The 18,457-nt window shown below is 52.6% G+C and carries 22 protein-coding genes; 13 read left to right on the top strand and 9 right to left on the bottom strand.

What is annotated here, in order from left to right; all coding sequences use genetic code 11:
• Nucleotides 1–26 precede the first annotated feature (26 nt).
• Together KB892_RS11860 and KB892_RS11865 are read left to right on the top strand one after the other, a co-directional pair.
• Entirely contained in the window at nucleotides 27–215 is a 189-nt protein-coding gene (locus KB892_RS11860) for a hypothetical protein (protein ID WP_004199930.1), read from the top strand.
• Nucleotides 216–285: 70 nt separating this feature from the next.
• Nucleotides 286–864, top strand: a complete 579-nt coding sequence (locus tag KB892_RS11865) for a GNAT family N-acetyltransferase (RefSeq protein WP_014343072.1) — start codon at nucleotides 286–288, stop codon at nucleotides 862–864.
• 37 nt (nucleotides 865–901) lie between these two features.
• On the opposite strand, the gene oxlT is transcribed toward KB892_RS11865, so the two are convergent.
• Complete coding sequence (oxlT, locus tag KB892_RS11870) at nucleotides 902–2,200, bottom strand: oxalate/formate MFS antiporter (protein WP_004199926.1); 1,299 nt, start codon at nucleotides 2,198–2,200, stop codon at nucleotides 902–904.
• Nucleotides 2,201–2,416: 216 nt separating this feature from the next.
• Here oxlT and KB892_RS11875 point away from each other — a divergent pair, with 216 nt between their 5' ends.
• Complete coding sequence (locus KB892_RS11875) at nucleotides 2,417–2,635, top strand: hypothetical protein (protein WP_014343071.1); 219 nt, start codon at nucleotides 2,417–2,419, stop codon at nucleotides 2,633–2,635.
• Between the two features lie 110 nt (nucleotides 2,636–2,745).
• On the opposite strand, the gene KB892_RS11880 is transcribed toward KB892_RS11875, so the two are convergent.
• A complete protein-coding gene (locus KB892_RS11880; protein WP_004151868.1) occupies nucleotides 2,746–3,798 on the bottom strand; it encodes a LacI family DNA-binding transcriptional regulator in 1,053 nt (350 codons plus the stop codon).
• Between the two features lie 217 nt (nucleotides 3,799–4,015).
• Between KB892_RS11880 and KB892_RS11885 the strand changes: the two genes are divergently transcribed.
• The 8 genes from KB892_RS11885 to KB892_RS11920 all read left to right on the top strand — a co-directional run bounded on the left by KB892_RS11885 (nucleotide 4,016) and on the right by KB892_RS11920 (nucleotide 9,655).
• Nucleotides 4,016–4,453 (top strand): PTS sugar transporter subunit IIA, encoded by a 438-nt coding sequence (locus tag KB892_RS11885; protein ID WP_004199922.1) that lies wholly within the window; start codon nucleotides 4,016–4,018, stop codon nucleotides 4,451–4,453.
• An 11-nt stretch (nucleotides 4,454–4,464) separates the two neighbouring features.
• Nucleotides 4,465–4,731 carry a PTS sugar transporter subunit IIB gene (locus KB892_RS11890; RefSeq protein WP_004176134.1) on the top strand — a complete coding sequence of 89 codons (267 nt, stop codon included), beginning with the start codon at nucleotides 4,465–4,467 and terminating at the stop codon, nucleotides 4,729–4,731.
• 30 nt (nucleotides 4,732–4,761) lie between these two features.
• Nucleotides 4,762–6,024, top strand: coding sequence for a PTS ascorbate transporter subunit IIC (locus tag KB892_RS11895; RefSeq protein ID WP_206659699.1), 1,263 nt, complete (start codon nucleotides 4,762–4,764; stop codon nucleotides 6,022–6,024).
• Between the two features lie 20 nt (nucleotides 6,025–6,044).
• Nucleotides 6,045–6,725 carry a D-allulose 6-phosphate 3-epimerase gene (gene alsE / locus KB892_RS11900; RefSeq protein WP_002905133.1) on the top strand — a complete coding sequence of 227 codons (681 nt, stop codon included), beginning with the start codon at nucleotides 6,045–6,047 and terminating at the stop codon, nucleotides 6,723–6,725.
• Nucleotides 6,726–6,841: 116 nt separating this feature from the next.
• Entirely contained in the window at nucleotides 6,842–7,312 is a 471-nt protein-coding gene (locus tag KB892_RS11905) for a PTS sugar transporter subunit IIA (RefSeq protein WP_002905131.1), read from the top strand.
• A 56-nt stretch (nucleotides 7,313–7,368) separates the two neighbouring features.
• On the top strand, nucleotides 7,369–7,680 hold the full coding sequence (locus tag KB892_RS11910; RefSeq protein ID WP_004190049.1) for a PTS fructose transporter subunit IIB: 312 nt from the start codon (nucleotides 7,369–7,371) through the stop codon (nucleotides 7,678–7,680).
• Nucleotides 7,681–7,722: 42 nt separating this feature from the next.
• A complete protein-coding gene (locus tag KB892_RS11915) occupies nucleotides 7,723–8,829 on the top strand; it encodes a PTS fructose transporter subunit IIC (protein WP_004176140.1) in 1,107 nt (368 codons plus the stop codon).
• A gap of 205 nt (nucleotides 8,830–9,034) precedes the next feature.
• Nucleotides 9,035–9,655 (top strand): LysE family translocator, encoded by a 621-nt coding sequence (locus KB892_RS11920; RefSeq protein ID WP_004190051.1) that lies wholly within the window; start codon nucleotides 9,035–9,037, stop codon nucleotides 9,653–9,655.
• A gap of 57 nt (nucleotides 9,656–9,712) precedes the next feature.
• Here the strand turns inward: KB892_RS11920 and KB892_RS11925 are convergent, their stop codons facing one another.
• A complete protein-coding gene (locus tag KB892_RS11925; RefSeq protein ID WP_004199920.1) occupies nucleotides 9,713–10,921 on the bottom strand; it encodes an MFS transporter in 1,209 nt (402 codons plus the stop codon).
• 103 nt (nucleotides 10,922–11,024) lie between these two features.
• Here KB892_RS11925 and KB892_RS11930 point away from each other — a divergent pair, with 103 nt between their 5' ends.
• Entirely contained in the window at nucleotides 11,025–11,927 is a 903-nt protein-coding gene (locus KB892_RS11930; protein WP_004199918.1) for a LysR family transcriptional regulator, read from the top strand.
• Between the two features lie 41 nt (nucleotides 11,928–11,968).
• On the opposite strand, the gene KB892_RS11935 is transcribed toward KB892_RS11930, so the two are convergent.
• On the bottom strand, nucleotides 11,969–12,856 hold the full coding sequence (locus KB892_RS11935) for a LysR family transcriptional regulator (RefSeq protein ID WP_004151649.1): 888 nt from the start codon (nucleotides 12,854–12,856) through the stop codon (nucleotides 11,969–11,971).
• 160 nt (nucleotides 12,857–13,016) lie between these two features.
• Between KB892_RS11935 and ahlK the strand changes: the two genes are divergently transcribed.
• Nucleotides 13,017–13,811: an N-acyl homoserine lactonase AhlK gene (gene ahlK / locus KB892_RS11940; RefSeq protein WP_004218740.1), complete on the top strand. Its 795-nt coding sequence runs from the start codon at nucleotides 13,017–13,019 to the stop codon at nucleotides 13,809–13,811.
• 104 nt (nucleotides 13,812–13,915) lie between these two features.
• On the opposite strand, the gene KB892_RS11945 is transcribed toward ahlK, so the two are convergent.
• The 5 genes from KB892_RS11945 to KB892_RS11965 form a co-directional block, all read right to left on the bottom strand.
• Nucleotides 13,916–14,344, bottom strand: coding sequence for a cell envelope integrity TolA family protein (locus KB892_RS11945; RefSeq protein WP_004179900.1), 429 nt, complete (start codon nucleotides 14,342–14,344; stop codon nucleotides 13,916–13,918).
• 112 nt (nucleotides 14,345–14,456) lie between these two features.
• A complete protein-coding gene (locus KB892_RS11950) occupies nucleotides 14,457–15,599 on the bottom strand; it encodes a M20 family metallopeptidase (protein ID WP_004199916.1) in 1,143 nt (380 codons plus the stop codon).
• Entirely contained in the window at nucleotides 15,599–16,354 is a 756-nt protein-coding gene (locus KB892_RS11955) for a glutamine amidotransferase (protein ID WP_004199914.1), read from the bottom strand. Before KB892_RS11955 ends, KB892_RS11950 begins: the two co-directional genes overlap by 1 nt.
• 14 nt (nucleotides 16,355–16,368) lie before the next feature.
• Entirely contained in the window at nucleotides 16,369–17,448 is a 1,080-nt protein-coding gene (locus tag KB892_RS11960; RefSeq protein WP_004176149.1) for a phosphotriesterase family protein, read from the bottom strand.
• A gap of 3 nt (nucleotides 17,449–17,451) precedes the next feature.
• Nucleotides 17,452–18,453, bottom strand: a complete 1,002-nt coding sequence (locus KB892_RS11965; RefSeq protein ID WP_002904978.1) for an ABC transporter permease — start codon at nucleotides 18,451–18,453, stop codon at nucleotides 17,452–17,454.
• Nucleotides 18,454–18,457 lie beyond the last annotated feature (4 nt).

Below are 18,457 nucleotides of genomic sequence, written 5' to 3' on the forward strand. Positions count from 1 at the left end.
ATCATTACCAGGATGATCCGATAACTATGATGAATCTTATTAAAAGATTGCTGCGAAGAATATTCAAGTCGTTAATTTCATCTTATGGCCCAGCTGTACTGACCATCCTCTTCGCCGTGGCGCAAGGGCTCTTTTTTCCAGAGACGCCTCTCTGGCTTGTTCCCCTGTTTTTCGTATTTGTTATTGTAATGTTTTATCGGTTTGTGAAATTTTAATATCGAAATTTAACTTTATATTAAATTGACAAGGAAGTGCGATGGCTGGGTTGAGGCTGCGCAGGTTAAGATGGCCCCGCCATTGCCCGTCTCATTGAGAAGAAGAGAAGAGATGATGTTACCCCTGACCACGCCCCGGCTGCTGCTGCGCCGGTTCAGAACGGAAGATCTGCCGACTTTCAGCCATTATCGCAATCTGCCGGAGGTGGCCCGCTTCCAGAGCTGGACCCACTACGGCATGACAGAGGCGACAGCCTTCTATGAACAACAGCGTTCGCAGGCCTTTGCTGAGGATGAGAGCTGGTTCCAGCTTGCCGTAGAGATCCAGGCCAACGGTGCGCTGGCGGGAGATGTGGGGATCCACTTCTTAGATCACGGCAGACAAGCCGAGCTGGGGATGACCTTTTCCCCTGCGTATCAGCATCAGGGGTATGCCCGGGAAGCCATACGGGCGGTGATGGCCTTACTCTTTGAACAGTTAGCCCATCACCGGCTGACAGCGGTGGTAGACACACGCAATACCGGCGCGATCAAACTCCTGGAAGGGCTGGGCTTTCGTCGCGAGGCGCATTACCGGCAGAATATCTTTTTTAAAGGCGAGTGGGGCGATGAGTATCTGTACGCGCTGCTGCGCAGCGAATATCAGTGAAGTGACGGGCGAACCGTCACTTCTGCCCGGCGGACGATTAGCTATGCTGGCGGATAAAGCGCGCGCGCCACGGTTTTAGCACCCACAGCGCGAGGGCGGCGGTGATAAAATCAAGGCCAATAGCGCAGCTGAAGACTACATGCCAGCCGTGGGTGTACTGATAGAGCAGTGCCGCCAGCGGGCCACCGAAGATTGACCCGATGCCCTGCGAAATATACAGCCAGCCATAGTTGGTGGCGGCATGCTCGCTGCCGAACGTATCGGTGAGTGTCGACGGGAAGAGAGAGAAGATCTCCCCCCAGCCAAAGAACACCACCCCGGAGAGCAGGACAAACAGCAGCGGATCTTCCCGGCACGCCAGCCAGAGCATCATCGCCACCCCCTCCAGCGCAAAGGCGATAAACATGGTTTGCTCGCGGCCGAAGCGGTCGGAAATAAACCCAAACAGCGGCCGGGTTAAGCCGTTGGTAAAGCGGTCTATCGTTAACGCCAGCGGCAGCGCCGCCATGCCAAACACCACCGCCTGGCTAATGCCGAAATCCTCGGCGAACACCGCCATCTGCGAAGTGACCATCAGCCCGGAAGTCGACATCATCGCCATCATGACGAACATCAGCCAGAACAGCGGCTGGCGCAGCATTTCCCGGGAAGTAAACGATCTGCTGCTCTGCACCACCGTCTGACTGACGGGCTGGGAGACAGCGGGCGGCGGCAGCTTCAGCCCCTGACTGGCGATGAAGCCGACGAGGGCGAAAAGGATCCCGAAAGTCGTCATCGTGTGTTCAAGGCCGTTAGTGGTCAGCGACAGGGAGATGGGGAAGGTGGTTATGATGGCCCCCATCCCGTAGCCCGCCGCCACCGCGCCGGCGGCAAATCCCCGCTGCTGTGGGAACCATTTGACCATCAGGCCGACAACGCCGATGTAGACGATCCCGGTCCCGAGGCCGCCCATGCAGCCATAAACCAGCCAGAGCGTTGCCAGGCCATTCACCTGCGCGGAAAGTACCCAGCTCATTCCCGCCATCACCGTGCCAATAGCGATCAGCCGCCGTGGGCCAAATTTTTCCACTAACCGCCCCTGAAAAGGGGAAAAGAAGGTCTGCAGGATGATCAGTAGCGAGAAGGTGACCTGCAATTCTGGCAGACCGACGCCAAGTTTGGCGGACAGGGGTTTTGTCAACAGCGTCCAGACATATTGCGGACTGGAGATGGCGGCCATACAGATCAGGCCCAGCACCAGCTGGCGCCATTTGCCATATTTCGGGGTAACCAACGGTTCGCTGAGTGTCGTCATGTTGTTCTCCGTTTTCAGTAAGCAGGCTTCCGTGAAACGCATCCACCCTGGATGCCTCACAGAAAGGGGAAGGTTGCGACCGCAGACTGGCGACCTGTTGTGGCCATATGGCATACGTTCTTGTCCACATTGCGGTATACAAGCGAAGAGCATTAAACGTGCCATATAAAATAATTTTTTATATTCAAGTGGTTAATGTAATGAGGGCATGTCTGACGGGGGGCGGCATGGTGAATGTGCGGCACCAGGGCGGTGCAAATGAATTATCGCGGTGCGCTTTACCTGCTAACTGGCTTAGGAGACATCGTATATCCTGGACTGGCGCTAGACGGACTTCAGTGCAAAGCCGCCCAGGCGGGTCGAGGCTACGAAATCACCGCCTGGGACGGCTGGCAAGATAAACGGGAAATGAGGCTGGCGGTTTACCCGCTTAGTAGCGAAAAAACGCTACTGTCCCGACTATTTTTTGCTTTATGAGCTGGGCATTTATTGTATGGACTCTCGCAGAGAGACATTCTTCCTGGTAGAAACCCTGGCTACCACACACAGATACTAGATAGGGGAAGCCTTATCGCCCTATATTAAACTCATGCCGCGGTACTGGCCCGGACTTTGAGCACTGACGGAATTTCAATGAACTTTTCACCAGGCTTATCGTTAAGCAGTTCGAGAAGGGCTTTACCGGCTTTCACCCCAATGTCATGCCAGGGAAACTCAACGGTTGTCAGGGCAGGGGAACAGACAGTCGATAACACTCCTCCGCCTAAACTCGCAATGGCTACGGTATTGGGCACCTTAATGCCGGCACTGTGGCAGGCCATCATACATCCACAGGCCATTTCATCCGACGTGCAAATTAACGCATCCAGATCGCCCCAGGTAATCATCATATCCTTGAATATATTGACGCCTGTGGCGATGGTGGATGGCAAATGCGTGGTTACCACCCGGTGCGGGGAGCGGTTCAGAGCGAGCATCGCCGTATTCCATCCGCTCAGCAACTGGCGAAACATTGTGTTATTTGCCGGGGTACAGAGCAGTGCGATGTTTTTTAATGAGGCGTCGGCCAGATGAGTCACGATCTGTTTTACGGCCTTACCGTAATCCACGCCGATGCACATACCCACTGGGTGGGTATTTAGCGCGCCAATTTCCAGAATAGGAACATCCACGTTGGCCAGCAGCTGGGTGCAGCTCTCAATGGTATCGATATTGAACTGAATAATGGCCGCCGGGTTATAGGCGAGCATTTTTTCAAACGTCTTTTGTTCACTTTGACCGTCATGCCCGGATTCCATAAACATCATGGTATATCCGCGTTCGGTCAGCACTTTTTGCAGCGCTTCAGAGACCGGCAAAAAACCCGGTGAAGAGAAGGTGGGGACGACGGCGAGAATAAGATCGGAATGGACCGACGCCAGATTACGTGCCTGCAGATTAGGGACATAGCCGAGTTGACTGACGGCCGCATCGATGCGATCGCGAAGCTCAGGATTCACTTTTTCAGGCATTCTCAGCGCTCGCGAAACGGTCATGGCGCTCACACCGACAAACTCAGCCACCTCGGTCAGGGTTATCTTACCCGTTCCTTTACGTCGTTTTTCTTTCGGGCTACCGTCCGCGTCTAAACTCTTCACCAAAATCACCAACCGTTTGAAAAATAAAATATAACGAAAGTATATCTGCGAATCGCATTATAACTTACCACAGCGAGGGGGAAAGCACATTATAGCCAGTGTTAGCGGTAACGCATTTTTTAACATTTTTCTTTGTTAGCGCTAACTTTGGGAGGTGTATCACAGTTGCATTTTATTTAGCTGTTTATAGTGCAGCACATAGACCCCCTCGGGAGAGCATATGATCAGAGACTGGTTAACCCCGGATAAAATTAAAGTCATTAACTCAATAGATAGCTGGGAAAATGCCGTTCGACTTGCAGCAGAACCCTTGCTGATGCAAGGGTATATAGCCGGGTCGTATATTGAGGCGATTTTGCAAAGCCATAAAGAACTTGGGCCCTATTACGTATTAGCTCCCGGCTTGGCGATGCCTCATGCCCGTCCTGAACAGGGGGTATTAAGAAATGGATTATCGCTTCTTCATATTAAAGAAGGGGTGTCGTTCGGCTCGACAGAGAACGATCCGGTATACGTGGTAATCATACTATGCGCTCGTTCCGGAAATGAACATATCACGATGATTGGTGAACTGGCTGAAATCTTTAGCGATCAGCAAAAGTTACACCGATTGTTCAATGCCGATGATAGCAAGGCGATTCAGGCCGTTATTGACTGAAGGAAAACAGAATGAAAAAAGTGCTTATCGTGTGCGGTAATGGTTTGGGCAGCAGCTTCATCGTTGAAATGAATGTCAAAAAGATCCTTGCCGAAATGAATAAAGAAGCTGAAGTCGCACATACCGACCTGACGTCGGCAAAAAGCGAAACTGCCGATCTTATTCTCAGCGCCAAAGACATTGCAGAACATCTTAGCAGTCACTCTGCAAAGGTCGTTGGATTAAGTAATTTACTTGATAACAATAAAATTAAAGAAATTTTAGCAGAAAACATTTAAGCAACGGCTATCTGATTCGTGGAGTTTAACATGCTTCATTTTCTTATTTATGATGTGCTAGGAACACCGGCGATACTGGTTGGTTTATTTTCACTGATCGGTCTGCTGTTGCAAAAAAAAGGAATTTCAGACGTTATTTCAGGCACGCTGAAAACCATCATGGGTTTTGTCATATTGACCGCCGGCGCCGGTATTATAGCCTATACGTTAACCATCTTTAGCCAGTTATTTGAACATTCTTTCCATATTCAGGGCGTGGTGCCCAACACTGATGCCATGGCCGCTCTGGCGCAGAAGAATTACGGCACGGAAACCGCCACCATTATGGTATTGGGCATGCTGATCAATATCGCCCTGGCGCGTCTAACGCCATTAAAGTACATCTTTCTGACCGGACATCATACGCTTTATATGGCTGCGATGCTGGCGGTTATCCTGTCTGTAGGGGGCTTGTCAGGGGGATGGGTGGTGGCCATCGGGGCGGTTATTCTCGGTGCGATGATGGTCATCTCCCCGGCTATCTTGCAGCCGTTTACCCGTAAAATAACCAACACCGACGATCTGGCGCTCGGTCATTTTGGATCTATTGGCTACCTGCTGTCCGCGCTGGTGGGCAAAATTATTGGTAAAGGCAGTCCCTCGATTGAAGAGATCAAAGTACCTAAGTCGCTCAATTTCCTTCGCGACTCATCGGTAGCCATCTCTCTCACCATGATGATTCTGTTTCTGGTGCTGGTGCTCGTTGCGGGCAAATCCTTTGTCGAGGAGACCCTGAGCGCTGGTCAGAACTTTATTATCTTCGCCATTATTCAGTCCCTCACGTTTGCTGCAGGAGTTTATATCATCCTCGCCGGGGTTCGGATGGTGATTGCCGAGATCGTCCCGGCGTTTAAAGGGATTGCGGACAAACTGGTTAAAGACGCGAAGCCGGCGCTGGACTGTCCGACGGTGTTTCCCTTCGCTCCGAATGCCGTCATCGTCGGCTTCCTCGCAAGCTCTGTCGCAGGGCTGGTCAGTATGTTCCTCTGCCCGCTGTTCGGCTTGAGCGTCATCGTCCCGGGCCTGGTTCCCCACTTTTTCTGCGGGGCCACAGCGGGGGTTTACGGCAACATTACCGGCGGACGTCGCGGGGCGGTGGTAGGGGCTTTTGCTCACGGTCTGCTCATTTCGTTCCTGCCTGCCATTCTCTTGCCCATGATGGGGGATATGGGACTGGGCTCCACAACCTTTGGAGACGCAGACTTTGGCGTTGTCGGCATCGTGCTGGGTCATATCATCGCAATGTTTAACTAACTATTTATCGGAGGTGGTTTATGAGCGCTAAATTTTCACCGTCACTGATGTGCATGGATTTAACGCAGTTCAAAGAGCAGATCACGGCAATGAATAAAAAAGCGGATTTTTACCATGTTGATATAATGGATGGCAATTACGTCCGCAATATCACACTGTCTCCCTTTTTTATTGAGAATCTGAAAAAAATTACTACTGTGCCCATTGATGTTCATCTGATGGTGAATCATCCGGAAGATATCATTCCCATGTGTCTCGAGGCCGGCGCCGATATCATCAGCTTTCATCCCGAGACGGCGAATAACAAAATATTCCGCCTGCTGAATCAGATCAAGGATGCGGGCAAAAAGTGCGGGGTGGTGCTGAACCCGGCGACACCGGCAGAAAGCATTGCCGAATATGCGCATCTGCTGGATAAAGTGACGGTCATGTCGGTTGACCCTGGCTATGCCGGACAAAAGTTTATTCCTGAGTCGCTGAACAAGATTAGAAAGCTCATCAACATGCGCAAAAATAATGGCTATAACTATCTGACGGAAATTGATGGCTCTTGCAATGAGAAAACCTTCGGTCAGATTGCTGAATCCGGGGTAGATGTCTTTATCGTCGGCACATCGGGTCTGTTTTCGCTCCATGAGGATGTCAGCCAGGCGTGGGACAGAATGATCGAGATCTTCCAACGGGAAACTGTCGCTGCATAACGGGTTATTTCTCTTCGAACCACAGTGTGTATTTGAATAAGCCTTAAAAGATCTGCATCACGCCAGCGATGCTGGTTTGTTATTTAACGACCACTCTATATGAATGCGGGTGAATCATGGATATTTCGACAGTGCTTAATGTTAAAAACATCAAGTTAAATATGACCGCCAGAACCAAAGAAGAGGTGATAGAAGAACTCACCGATTTACTTATCCAGGATGGCGCCGTCACCAATAAGGAAGACTTTATTCGTGATGTCTGGTTACGCGAGGAGCTAGGCTCTACCGGCTTTGAAAACCATATCGCTATTCCACATGGTAAATCTTCCGGTGTTTCCCGTACCGCATTAGCCATCGGACGCACGCAACATGCCATTCCCTGGGAGACCATGGATGGCAGCGATGTCCGCTGTGTTATTTTATTTGCGGTTTGCCTGGTGGATCAGAATGCCACCCATATTCGCCTGTTGGCACAAGTGTCTGGGTCACTGGCGGATGAAGACATTATCGCTAAATTACTTGTTGAATCTGATCCACATAAAATCATTGCGCTTTTCAATTCAGAAACAGAAAACGCCGATGCTTAATACCAACTTGCTAATATCGATTAGTAATTTATTAAATTAATTAACGGAGAAACATTATGAATATTGTCGGCGTTACCGCCTGCACGGTGGGGATTGCACATACCTATATTGCGCAAAAGAAAATTGAAACTGCGGCTAAAAAAGCCGGACATAACGTTAAAATCGAGACGCAAGGAACCATCGGCATTGAGAACTCGTTAACCGCTGATGAGATTGCCGCAGCAGATATTGTCCTGCTTGCTGCCGATGTCAAAGTAACGGGCGAGGAGAGATTTGCCGGCAAGAAAGTCGTTAAAGTCGCGACGGAAACGGCAGTCAAATCCCCCAATAAGTTGATTGAAAAACTCAGTGAACTAGTCAATTCATAATTTTATTTCGGCCTGGCGACTCTACATTAAAGGGCGTGACTTATGTCTCTAAAACAAATATGGCAAGCAGCAAACCCTAAAGGACATCTGCTGACCGCTATCTCGTTTCTGATCCCCATTGTCTGTGGTTCTGGGTTTATTATCGCCATCGGCATGGGGCTTGGCGGAACGGTGCAGGACACGTTAACTCCGGGACAATTTGATGTATGGCAGGCGATGGCCACCCTGGGCGCCAAGGCGCTTGGGCTGTTGCCGGTGGTGATTGCCGTGGGAATATCTGGCTCGATTGCCGGCAAACCAGGCATCGCGCCAGGATTTGTCGTCGGGCTGGCGGCGAATACCATAAGCGCAGGCTTTATCGGTGGGATGATTGGTGGCTATATTGCGGGGTATATTGCGCTGGCGATCATTAAAAACGTCAAGGTGCCTGACTGGGCCCGCGGGTTGATGCCGACGCTGATCGTTCCCTTTTTTGCCTCCATTATCAGCTGCCTGATTATGGTCTATATCATCGGTACGCCTATCGGTATCTTTACGGAAGCGCTTACGTCTTTCCTGAGAAGCATGGGCACGTCGTCGAATTTGGTGTTAGGCGCAGTCATAGGCGCATTGTGTATTGTTGACTTTGGCGGCCCGCTAAATAAGACATGCTTTGCTTTCGTGCTGACCCTGCAGGCGCAGGGGATAAATGAACCCATTACCGCACTTCAGTTAGTTAACACCGCTACGCCTATCGGATTTGGCCTGGCTTTCTTCATTGCTAAGCTTCTGCGTAAGAACATCTATAACCGTGAAGAAGTGGAAACCTTAAAATCGGCGGTTCCGATGGGGATTGTGAATATCGTTGAGGGTTCTATCCCGATCGTCATGAATGATATTGTGCGCGGTATCGCGGCGGCGGCTATCGGCGGCGCGTGCGGCGGGGCGGTCACCATGGTCTATGGTGCGGATGCGACGGTTCCTTTTGGTGGAGTATTGATGATCCCTACGATGTCACATCCGATGGCAGGCATCATGGCCCTGCTGGTGAATATCGTTGTTACCGCCACGGTCTATGCCGTCATCAAAAAAGATATCCCTCGCGACGTGATTGTTGATAATGATTACGAAGAAGAGGATATCGACCTGGATGATATTAAAGTGAGCTAACGTATCCCAGGGTTATTTTAAATCAACATTAAGCTCTTCCTGTAAGAACATCAGCCCATGACTAAGCATTACTTAGTCATGGGCTACTCTTTGCATCTGTCATCCCCGAAGAAAAATGGAGCAGGGTAAGCAGAAGATCAGGGGAAATAATCTTGTTGCAAAAATGTGAACCCTTCAGTAGCCTTGTCTCTTTCGGAGACAGGAAATGCTCGTCACTGATTCACTTCTTGCTTACACCCTCGCTGCTACACTGCTTACCCTGACGCCAGGTCTTGATACTGCTCTTATTCTCCGCACGGCGACTGCTGAAGGGGGACGCAAAGCCTTGCATGCCGCGTTAGGCATTGATCTCGGATGCTTTATCTGGGGCGCCGTGGTGGCCTTTGGCTTAGGGGCGCTGCTGGCGGTTTCTGAGTTGGCTTATACCTTGTTGAAATGGTGCGGAGCGGGCTACCTTTGCTGGCTGGGCATCCAGTTGCTTCTGCGCCCGCGCCAGCAATTTAACACCACTCCGGCAGAATCCACTACCACCAGTAACTGGTTTCTGCGTGGGATGCTGGGGAATGTGCTTAATCCCAAAATGGGTGTTTTCTACGTTTCGTTTTTACCTCAGTTTATCCCCGCCGGGCATTCACCCGTGAGCTGGACTTTTCTCCTGGTCGCTATCCATGTATTGATTGGTACGCTGTGGTCGTTAACGCTGATTACCGCCACTCGCTATGCCGCAGGCATCCTGAAAAAACCAGCCGTAGTGAAATGGATGGATCGAACGACCGGCTGCCTGTTTCTGTTGTTTGCCGCGAAGCTGGCCATGAGTCGGCGGTAGTCACGCAGGGGCGTATGCCCCTGTTTTTGCCTTAAAAAATGAGCAACCCGTGGAGTACTACTCAGTGGTGAAACGATCGGGCTCGAACGTACGTTTAGCCAGTTTCTTTTGCAAAACGATGACAATAATTGGGGTTCCTGATGCGGTAATTGCACATACCGCCAACAGCGTATCCATATTTTGTAGCGCCATGCGATGGTCGGGTAACAAAAAAGCAGACAGGAAAAATGCGGCAGTTGTCATCAGATACATCATGGATGTCTGTAATGAAGAGAATCCCGCTCGTTGCTTGTTATCAGGAAACTGAATCGTCACCGCCGACGATGACACCAGACGACTGTAAGCTGCGCCGAGAAATAACGTAATAAATAGCGCTGGATGCGGATAGCCCATCACGGGTATCAGTAAGCTCAGGATAAAAACGAGGGTCGACCCGGTCGCCAAACTCAAAGCAGAAACACGAGAGGTTAATGCGCCTGTCATTCTGGTAGACAGATACCCCGCCAGGCCCCCGCCGAAGAACAACCAGGGCAGCAGACCTTGAGAAGCCCCCAACAGCTGCGTCATTAATGGCGCCAGGACAGGAATGATCAGCATTGGACTAAACTGTACCAGCGCATTACCGGAAGCAAACAGTAAAGTATCTACATCGAGGGGCAGCGCGTTGGACGTGTCGAAAGTGACGGGATCCTGAGGGATGATGGAGACGATCAGTGGCAATGCCAACCAACACAGTGTACAAATTAACCACAACGCGACATGCCAACCGTAATGAGTACACAAAAATAGTACAGCGGGCATCCCCACGATGCTGACCATCGAAAATGACGCAATCACCGTCGCCAACATTTTTCCGCGCAAGTCAGCCGGTGTGTGGTTTATCAAAATAGTGATCCCCACAGCCATTGTCGTACCGCCAACCAGTCCTGCGAAGAAGCGCAATGTAAGAAGAAGAGGAAAACTGGTAGTGAATGTCGTCAACAGTGTCGCCATGGCTAGCAGTACCATATTAGCGATTAAAAAATGCTTCTTATTGCAACGATCAATCCAGTAAAAGGCGATAATTCCCGACAGGACGGCTCCAGATGTGTACATACCGGATACATAGCCTGAGAAGGTGACGGGAACAGCGAAATCTGCAGCCATAAATGTAAAAACAGGGCTGAACATCATATATTCCAGCGCATTAGTAAACTGGACAAAAGCGATTACCATAGCAATCCGAATGAGCGTCTTTTGATTAAATGTTGTGGTGACCAGTGGCATAGCAAGCGACCTGTGGATGAAAAATATCCTAGCTTAACTGCTATCAAACTTGTCGATTAGATGGTAAAAATGGCACTCATTATTATCATATGTGGGATAGTTGATGCGGCCAGTTCTTGACTTTAATACGCTGAAAATCTTCATTGCTGTGGTGGAAAGAGACAGTTTTGTCGGGGCATCGAAAGCCCTGGAAATGCCGACATCAAATGTGAGCCGTTGCATTTCTCAGTTAGAAGACAAACTGAACCTTCAGCTCATTGAGCGCAGTACCCGACATATGAAGCTCACACAGGCTGGGCATCTACTCTATACCCGGGCGAAGCCATTACTGGAAGCACTTGAGCAAACTGAAACCGAATTAACGTTGCGACAAATGCAATTCAAGGGGCCATTACGTATCTGTATTCCCAATGAAATCGGTCCTGTATTGCTGGGCTCTGTTGTTGCTGATTTCGCCTGTCAGCATCCGGATCTGGAGATGAGTTGCGTCACAAATTTGTCGGGTTATGAATCCCTGCGAGATGATCTGGATTTAGCTGTCATTGTTAGCCGTGGTAAGATGGATGACAGTGACTACATCGCCCGTCATCTGGTGACGATCCCTTGCACCATCGTTGCGGCCCCCTCCGTCATCCAGCGTTATGGCACGCCTTCTCGAATACAGCAATTTGAAGAGTTACCCTGTATTACAACGGTGAATGCGCTTAAAGGCGCTCCCTGGCAGTTTGTGAATAAAAAGGGCGGATTCGAGACGATCAAGGTTAACGGTCGTTATCGGGTCAACAGCGGAGAGATGGCAGGGCGAGCGGCCATCTCAGGTGTCGGTTTTGCCATCCTGTCGAAACAAGCCTGCCAACCCTATATTGATGATGGGCGGTTAATCGAGATTGAATTTGAACAATCGGCAGCCCCCTTGCAATTGTTCGCTCTGTATTCAGATCGGCGTTACTTGCCGGCAAAAACAAGAGCGCTTATTGATTTCATGCATCAGAGATTGAGTCATTAACAAGAGGCCATCTTCAGCGCGCCAGGGCAGCGCTGTTTTATTCAGCCGGCCGGCTCAAGCAACAAATCTCTGATATAGCCCTCCAGCAGGGAAGCACAAATTCGCGTTTCATACGACATCATCCCAGCTGGTGGATGGAGCAACCAGGCACTAAATGGCGGGATCGGATAGTGGCTTAAGAGGGGGATGAGCGCGCCGTCTGCAATTTCTTTTCTGCAAACCGGACTTTGCAAAACACCAATGGCATGTCCCGCTAATAACCAGGAGAGGACACTCCGCCAGTGCGTGGACTGAAATTGAATATTGACGGGAACATTAATGAGTTGATCTTCGGAAGCGACCAATTGAATGCGATTACTGGCGAATACACCGGAAACAGCAGCAAATGGATAATCTGTCAGCGCATCCGGCGTGTCAGGATGACCCATTTTCGCCAGCAGAGCCGGAGAGGCGAGTAACACTCTGCGCACGGTGCCAAGCGGGCGTGCGACAAAAAAACCTTCGGAGACATCACCTAATCTCAGCGATAAATCGACCCCCTCGGTGACAGGATTGATGACGCGGTCGTTAAAAATGACATCGACCTGTAGCTCCGGATGCTCGTTCTGAAGCTGCAACAATGCAGGCATCAGCAGGCTTTCTCCGGCGGAATAGGGCGCGGCAATACGGATTTTGCCTTGCAGCCCCTGATTTTCCTCATTCACAGAAAGAGCATGCTCTGCCGCCTGAACGGCCGTTTTGCTTCGCTCATAAAACACGTTACCGCTTTGCGTTAGAGACATGTTACGCGTGTTGCGCCTAAGCAAACGTGTCCCAAGATGAGCTTCCAGTTTTTCTATTCTTTCACTCACGGCGGGCTGGCCAATACCGAGATCGCGGGCTGCAGCCGACATGCTGCCCCGTTCAACCACCCTGATAAATATGCGCATTGCTGAGAAGAGATCCATTCACCAATTATATTGGCTTTACCGATAAATGTAAGTGGGGACAGGTATCTACTGCTTTACTGCGAAATGATGAAAAATCCAGACTCAAGGCCTGAGTCAGGCTAAATTTCAATCTATTTAATTGATTTATTGGTGGAAAATAATGATGCCAGAGATAAAGCTTTTCATGTTCCAGTCAGGAACACAGCATTGTCGATATCAGCATATCCGGATGAATCAGGGCGTGGGAGAGCATTATGAGATCCCTGTCCCCTGGTTTCTACTGACCCATCCGGATGGGTTTACGCTGATTGACGGCGGTCTGGCTGTCGAAGGATTGAAAGATCCCAGCGGTTATTGGGGAAGTGCTGTAGAGCAGTTTAAACCGGTGATGTCAGAAGAACAGGGTTGCGTGGAACAACTTAAGAGGATTGGCATTGCTCCTGAGGATATCCGCTATGTGGTCCTGTCCCATTTGCACTCTGATCATACGGGAGCAATTGGTCGCTTCCCCCATGCTACGCATGTTGTCCAGAGGCAAGAGTATGAATATGCCTTTGCCCCTGACTGGTTTACTTCGGGAGCCTATTGCCGACGCGATTTCGATCGTCCCCAACTTAACTGGCTATTTCTGAACGGGTTGTCCGATGATCACTATGACCTTTACGGTGATGGCACGTTACAATGTATTTTCACCCCAGGGCATTCACCGGGCCATCAATCTTTTCTTATCCGCTTACCGGGTGGTACAAATTTTACGCTAGCGATTGATGCGGCTTATACCTTAGATCATTACCATGAGAAGGCGCTCCCGGGGCTAATGACGTCTGCTACTGATGTCGCTCAGTCTGTGCGAAAGCTGCGTCAGCTTACCGAGCGATATCATGCGGTATTCATACCCGGCCACGATCCTGAAGAATGGAAAAAAAACAGGCTTGCGCCAGCCTGTTACTATTGAATCATTCCTCGCTGATCGCCAAAAAGCGTCTGTTAAGCAGGGCTGTCAGCTTATCTTGTTCGAAATGGCCCTGGTGATGGCCGGGGCCATTTCTGCGGGCAAGCTCAGGGCTTCACGTCCAGCACGACATGACTGAAGGTTTGATAGGTTTTTTCGTCCGGCGCGGGCGGGATGTTGGCTTTTTTCAGCGCGGACATCACCTGCGCGCAGAATGGCCGATCGCCGCTCTCGACCGTTGGATCCTGCACCGTCCCGTCACGCTGCAGCATAAAGCGCACCGAGCATTTTTGCCCTTGCCAGGAGGCCGGCTGGTCTATGTTAGCGAAGATAGCCGCCTGGATCCGTGCCAGATAGCGTGAGGCATTGGCCTGGGGTGAAGTATCGGAACCCGTTTGATAATCGCGAAGTATCTTATCCACTTCAGCCGATATTTTAGCGTCTTCGGCGCTGCCCGGCGCAGAAGCACGACCCGAGCAGGCGGAAAGGAGTAAAGAGAGGGTGCAAACGAGCACAGCGTTGGTTTTCACGGACATGCTAAGCCTCCTTGCTGGTGGTGATACCGTCGTGTACGAGGCGGTTATCCTCTGTTATTCCGCGATATTATTCAAACGCTGAATTGCATGGCACGCGCTTTCAGTGACAGTGTCACTCATTTTTTACTTTCGTCGCGGGCGGTGATGCCATCCAGTCGCGAATGATGTCACCGTATAGCTGTTCGGCCTCCGCCAGTCGGCTGAGCAGGCAGTATTCGTCGGTTTGATGCGCCATCGACGGCTCGCCGGGGCCGAGAATAATACAGGGCGGATCGCCCAATGCAGGCAGCAGCAGCGAGGCGTCGGTAAAGTAGGGCACCACGCGCGGCGCAATCGGCTCAGCGTGCAGCGGCTGACAGCGTTGATAAACCTGCTTAATCCACGCATGATCCTCCCGGCTGAGGACGGCGGGCAGGTCGACCAGCGTGGAGACGGTGACGCTTTCGCCAAGCAGCGTCGTCAAGCGCTCCCGGATAGTGGCGTGCTGTAAATTGGGCGCGCTGCGGATATCGACATCAAAACGCGTGCGGTCCGGTACGGAATTAATATTGAGTCCGCCTTCTATGCGTCCGACGTTGAGGGTGGGTTGCTTCATTAGCGGATGCGGCGCGCCTGGCGAAAAATGCTGAATCTTACCCAACGCATCCGCCGCAAGATAGATAGCATTGATCCCCAGCTCCGGCATCGCGCCGTGGGCGGTTTTCCCCCGCGTTTCGCAGCGTAGCCAGAGCGCGCCTTTATGGCCGATAACCGGATAGTTGGCGGTGGGTTCACCGACGATCAGCGCGCCCACCTCCGGCAACGTTGCGGAGGCGATCAGCGCCCGCGCGCCGTCGCAGCCGGTCTCTTCTCCGCCGGTTATCAGCAATACCGCGCCGCGTCCGGCGAGGATCGCTTCCCGCTGATGAACGCAGGCGACGGCAAACGCCGCTATCGCCGCTTTCATATCGCTGGATCCGCGGCCATAAAGACGCCCGTCTTCCATCTGCGAGCCGAAAGGATCGTACTGCCAGCGGGCATTTCCCAGCGGGACGGTATCCAGATGTCCGGTAAAGGCCAGCGGTTTACCGCTCTTCGCCCCGGGCAGGCTGGCGATAAGATTGCAGCGTCCTTCGCCGAACGACGACAGCGAAACCTCAAAACCGCTATCGTCAAGCCAGTCGGCGAAGAACCGCATGCAGTCGGCTTCGCTGCCCGGCGGGTTGATGGTGTTAAAGCCCAGCAGCTGCCGGGCGAGCTCAAGGGTCGCGGTCATCAGCGGCGTTCCGTCAGCCAGTCGAGGCAGTTAATCCACAGCTGGCGATAGCCGGGCCATTTGGCAAACTCTTCCGGCAGCCAGTGCGCCGACATGTCGCTGGTCCACACCAGCGAGCGACCCTGCTGATATTCGCGAACAGCCAACAGCGGATGACCGGTACCGGCCACGGTCGCCAGCAGTTTGCCTTCCGGGTGCATTTCAACTTCGTTATAGCCCAGCAGCCACGGCCATTCGCCCGGAATATCGTTAAACAGGGGGTGAGCCTCCGTCACTTCGGCATAGCAGCCTTCCGGGGTTTCAATGCGATCGTCCCAGGCCAGGCAGCGTACCGGCAGCACTTTCTCCACCTCGGTATGGCGGTAGCGCGCGCCGCCGTTGATTCCCTGGAAGCTGTAATAGCCGCCGATCATCATCAGCGCCCCCCCGCCGGCCACGTAATCATGCAGGAGCGTTAAACGGTTGGCGGTTCGGCGGCTCTTCAGCCAGGTGTCCGGATGCAGCAGCAGCGTATTGGCGCCAATGTCCGAGAGAATAATCGCATCCCACTCCTGCAGCGCTTCCAGCGTCAGCGGAAAGTCGGTCGCCGCCGCGTGGGCGGGCATATAGGTAATGGCATAGGGACTTTCGGCGAGCGCGGCCAGAAAGTCCGTTGCGCCGGTGTGCCAGGTGGCGGTGGCAAACTGGTCGAAGCCTTTAACGTGCGTTGACGTGCTGGTCCAGGACTCACCGACCAGTAAGATTTTTTTCTGCATGATGACGTTTCCTTTTATCCGCCAAAGACCCGCTGGGGGTTTCCAATCATTAAGGTTTCAAGTTGTTCGCCGCTGACGCCGTGGCGCCGCAGACGGGGAACAAAATGCTTGAGTATGTAGCCATAACCGTGGCCGCCGTAGCGGGTGAGCATGGTTTTCAGGAAGACGTCCTGCGACAGCAGAATTTGCTGGATGTAGCCGTCGTCAATCAGCTCGCGGATCGCGCGGGCGTTCTCCTCGTCGGAGGGCGACTGCGCCGACTCGTCGGCGTAGTAATAGCTCATGCCAATCATGTCGTATTCGAGAAACGCCCCGCGCTGCGCCAGTTCGCGCTGGTAGCGCTTATCGGCAAAGCTGGGATTCATATGGCACAGCACGGTATGGCGTAAATCGGCGCCTTCCTGCTCGAGAATATCCAGCACCCGATGGCCCAGCCGCTCCCAGCCGGGCAGATGGACCTCGATCGGCACGCCGGTCGCGGCGCTGGCCCGACCCGCAGCGCGCAGGGATTTCTCCTCATCCGGCGTAAAGCGGCTGGAGATACCGATTTCGCCGATGAGCCCGGCGAGCACCTCCGGTTTCTCCTCCGCGCCGCCAAGATCGTAAATCAGCCGTTCGGTCAGCTGTTCGACGCTGCTGATTTTTACCCACTCAGGGTGCGAAGGTTCCAGATAGAGCCCGGTACCCATAATGATGTTCAGACCGGTCAGCCGCGCGATGCGCGCCAGCGCTTTCGGATCGCGGCCAATGCCGATATTGGTCGGGTCGACTACCGTTTCTCCGCCAAGGGCGCGATATTTAGTCAGCTCGTCAATCGCAACGTCGACATCAAACAGCTGACAGTTATCGCGGCTCATCAGCGGGTTGAGCGACAGTTCGCCAAGGTTTTCCATTTTCACCGGCATTTCGGCAAGATGGCGATCGCTGCAGCAGCAGGGCGGCACCCATTTGCCGGAGGCATCCAGCAGAATATGCTCATGCATCAGAGTAACGCCCATTTCGTTAATCGGCAGTGGGCCAAGCACAGTCATTACATAACCGCTGCTAACGCCAACCGGCAGCGGGGAGGGATGGCGAAAAATTGATCCTTTCATCAGCTATCCTTTTGCCGCGGAGCGCGTCGGGTTGAGAATGCGGGTGTTCAGCCAGATAGCCAGCAGGATAATGGTGCCGGTGGCTATCTGGGTGTAAAACGGCGAAATATGCGACAGGATCAGCCCGTTCTGAATGACCGCAATCGACAGTGCGCCCAGCAGCGTGCCAATAATAGTTCCGAAGCCGCCAAACAGACTGGTGCTGCCTAGCACAACGGCAGCAATGACCTGCAGTTCAAAGCCTTCGCCCTGGTTGGAGGAGCCGCTGCCGAGGCGTGCGGTAATGATCATCCCCGCCAGCGCGGCGGCCATTCCGCTGATGATATAGACCTTCATGGTGACCGCTTTGGTGTTAATGCCGCTGCGCCGCGCGCCTTCGGCGTTAGCGCCGATGGCGGTCACGTAGCGGCCAAAGCGCATATGGTTGAGAACGATATGCCCGATCAGCAGAATCAGAATGCCGAGCAGTGCGGGCATGGGGATCCCGACGACCCACGCGCGTCCGATAAAGGTAAACAGGCTGTCAGCCGGCACCGGAATCGAGTAGCCCTGGGTGACCAGCAGCGCGATGCCGCGAACTACGGCCAGGGTGGCGAGCGTGACGATAAACGCCGGAATGCCTTCATAGGCAATAAAGAAGCCGTTGATGGCGCCAACGAATCCGCCTAGCAGCAGGCCGCCGAGGAGTACCACCGGCCACGGCAGACCCCAGCTATTCAGGGCGATAGCGGAGAGCGCGCCGACCAGCGCCAGGGTGGAGCCTACCGACAGATCGATACCGCCGGTGGTAATGACCAGAGTCATTGCCGTCGCGACGATCAGCAGCGGGGCGCTCTGACGGATAATGTTGAGCCAGTTGGTGCCGGTGAGAAAGTTGCTGGTGATCAGCGAAAACACCACGCAGCAGAAGACGAAAAAGAGCGCGATGCTGACTACGCCTGAATGGTTATGCAGCAGGCGGCGCGGCAGCGAATGCTGGATCATGCGTGAGCTGCTTAAATTCATGATA

This window comes from Klebsiella sp. P1927, assembly GCF_018204675.1.
Taxonomy (GTDB): domain Bacteria; phylum Pseudomonadota; class Gammaproteobacteria; order Enterobacterales; family Enterobacteriaceae; genus Klebsiella; species Klebsiella pneumoniae.

Excerpts from the sequence above, each read along its gene's own strand:
- KB892_RS11875 (WP_014343071.1), top strand. The coding sequence starts at position 2,417 with ATGAATTATCGCGGTGCGCTTTACCTGCTAACTGGCTTAGGAGACATC.
- KB892_RS11860 (WP_004199930.1), top strand. The coding sequence starts at position 27 with ATGATGAATCTTATTAAAAGATTGCTGCGAAGAATATTCAAGTCGTTA.
- KB892_RS11930 (WP_004199918.1), top strand. The coding sequence starts at position 11,025 with ATGCGGCCAGTTCTTGACTTTAATACGCTGAAAATCTTCATTGCTGTG.
- KB892_RS11955 (WP_004199914.1), bottom strand. The coding sequence starts at position 16,354 with ATGCAGAAAAAAATCTTACTGGTCGGTGAGTCCTGGACCAGCACGTCA.
- KB892_RS11950 (WP_004199916.1), bottom strand. The coding sequence starts at position 15,599 with ATGACCGCGACCCTTGAGCTCGCCCGGCAGCTGCTGGGCTTTAACACC.
- KB892_RS11885 (WP_004199922.1), top strand. The coding sequence starts at position 4,016 with ATGATCAGAGACTGGTTAACCCCGGATAAAATTAAAGTCATTAACTCA.
- KB892_RS11920 (WP_004190051.1), top strand. The coding sequence starts at position 9,035 with ATGCTCGTCACTGATTCACTTCTTGCTTACACCCTCGCTGCTACACTG.
- alsE (WP_002905133.1), top strand. The coding sequence starts at position 6,045 with ATGAGCGCTAAATTTTCACCGTCACTGATGTGCATGGATTTAACGCAG.
- KB892_RS11895 (WP_206659699.1), top strand. The coding sequence starts at position 4,762 with ATGCTTCATTTTCTTATTTATGATGTGCTAGGAACACCGGCGATACTG.
- KB892_RS11960 (WP_004176149.1), bottom strand. The coding sequence starts at position 17,448 with ATGAAAGGATCAATTTTTCGCCATCCCTCCCCGCTGCCGGTTGGCGTT.
- oxlT (WP_004199926.1), bottom strand. The coding sequence starts at position 2,200 with ATGCGTTTCACGGAAGCCTGCTTACTGAAAACGGAGAACAACATGACG.
- KB892_RS11865 (WP_014343072.1), top strand. The coding sequence starts at position 286 with ATGGCCCCGCCATTGCCCGTCTCATTGAGAAGAAGAGAAGAGATGATG.
- KB892_RS11915 (WP_004176140.1), top strand. The coding sequence starts at position 7,723 with ATGTCTCTAAAACAAATATGGCAAGCAGCAAACCCTAAAGGACATCTG.
- KB892_RS11905 (WP_002905131.1), top strand. The coding sequence starts at position 6,842 with ATGGATATTTCGACAGTGCTTAATGTTAAAAACATCAAGTTAAATATG.
- KB892_RS11965 (WP_002904978.1), bottom strand. The coding sequence starts at position 18,453 with ATGAATTTAAGCAGCTCACGCATGATCCAGCATTCGCTGCCGCGCCGC.
- KB892_RS11945 (WP_004179900.1), bottom strand. The coding sequence starts at position 14,344 with ATGTCCGTGAAAACCAACGCTGTGCTCGTTTGCACCCTCTCTTTACTC.
- KB892_RS11935 (WP_004151649.1), bottom strand. The coding sequence starts at position 12,856 with ATGCGCATATTTATCAGGGTGGTTGAACGGGGCAGCATGTCGGCTGCA.
- KB892_RS11910 (WP_004190049.1), top strand. The coding sequence starts at position 7,369 with ATGAATATTGTCGGCGTTACCGCCTGCACGGTGGGGATTGCACATACC.
- ahlK (WP_004218740.1), top strand. The coding sequence starts at position 13,017 with ATGATGCCAGAGATAAAGCTTTTCATGTTCCAGTCAGGAACACAGCAT.
- KB892_RS11890 (WP_004176134.1), top strand. The coding sequence starts at position 4,465 with ATGAAAAAAGTGCTTATCGTGTGCGGTAATGGTTTGGGCAGCAGCTTC.
- KB892_RS11925 (WP_004199920.1), bottom strand. The coding sequence starts at position 10,921 with ATGCCACTGGTCACCACAACATTTAATCAAAAGACGCTCATTCGGATT.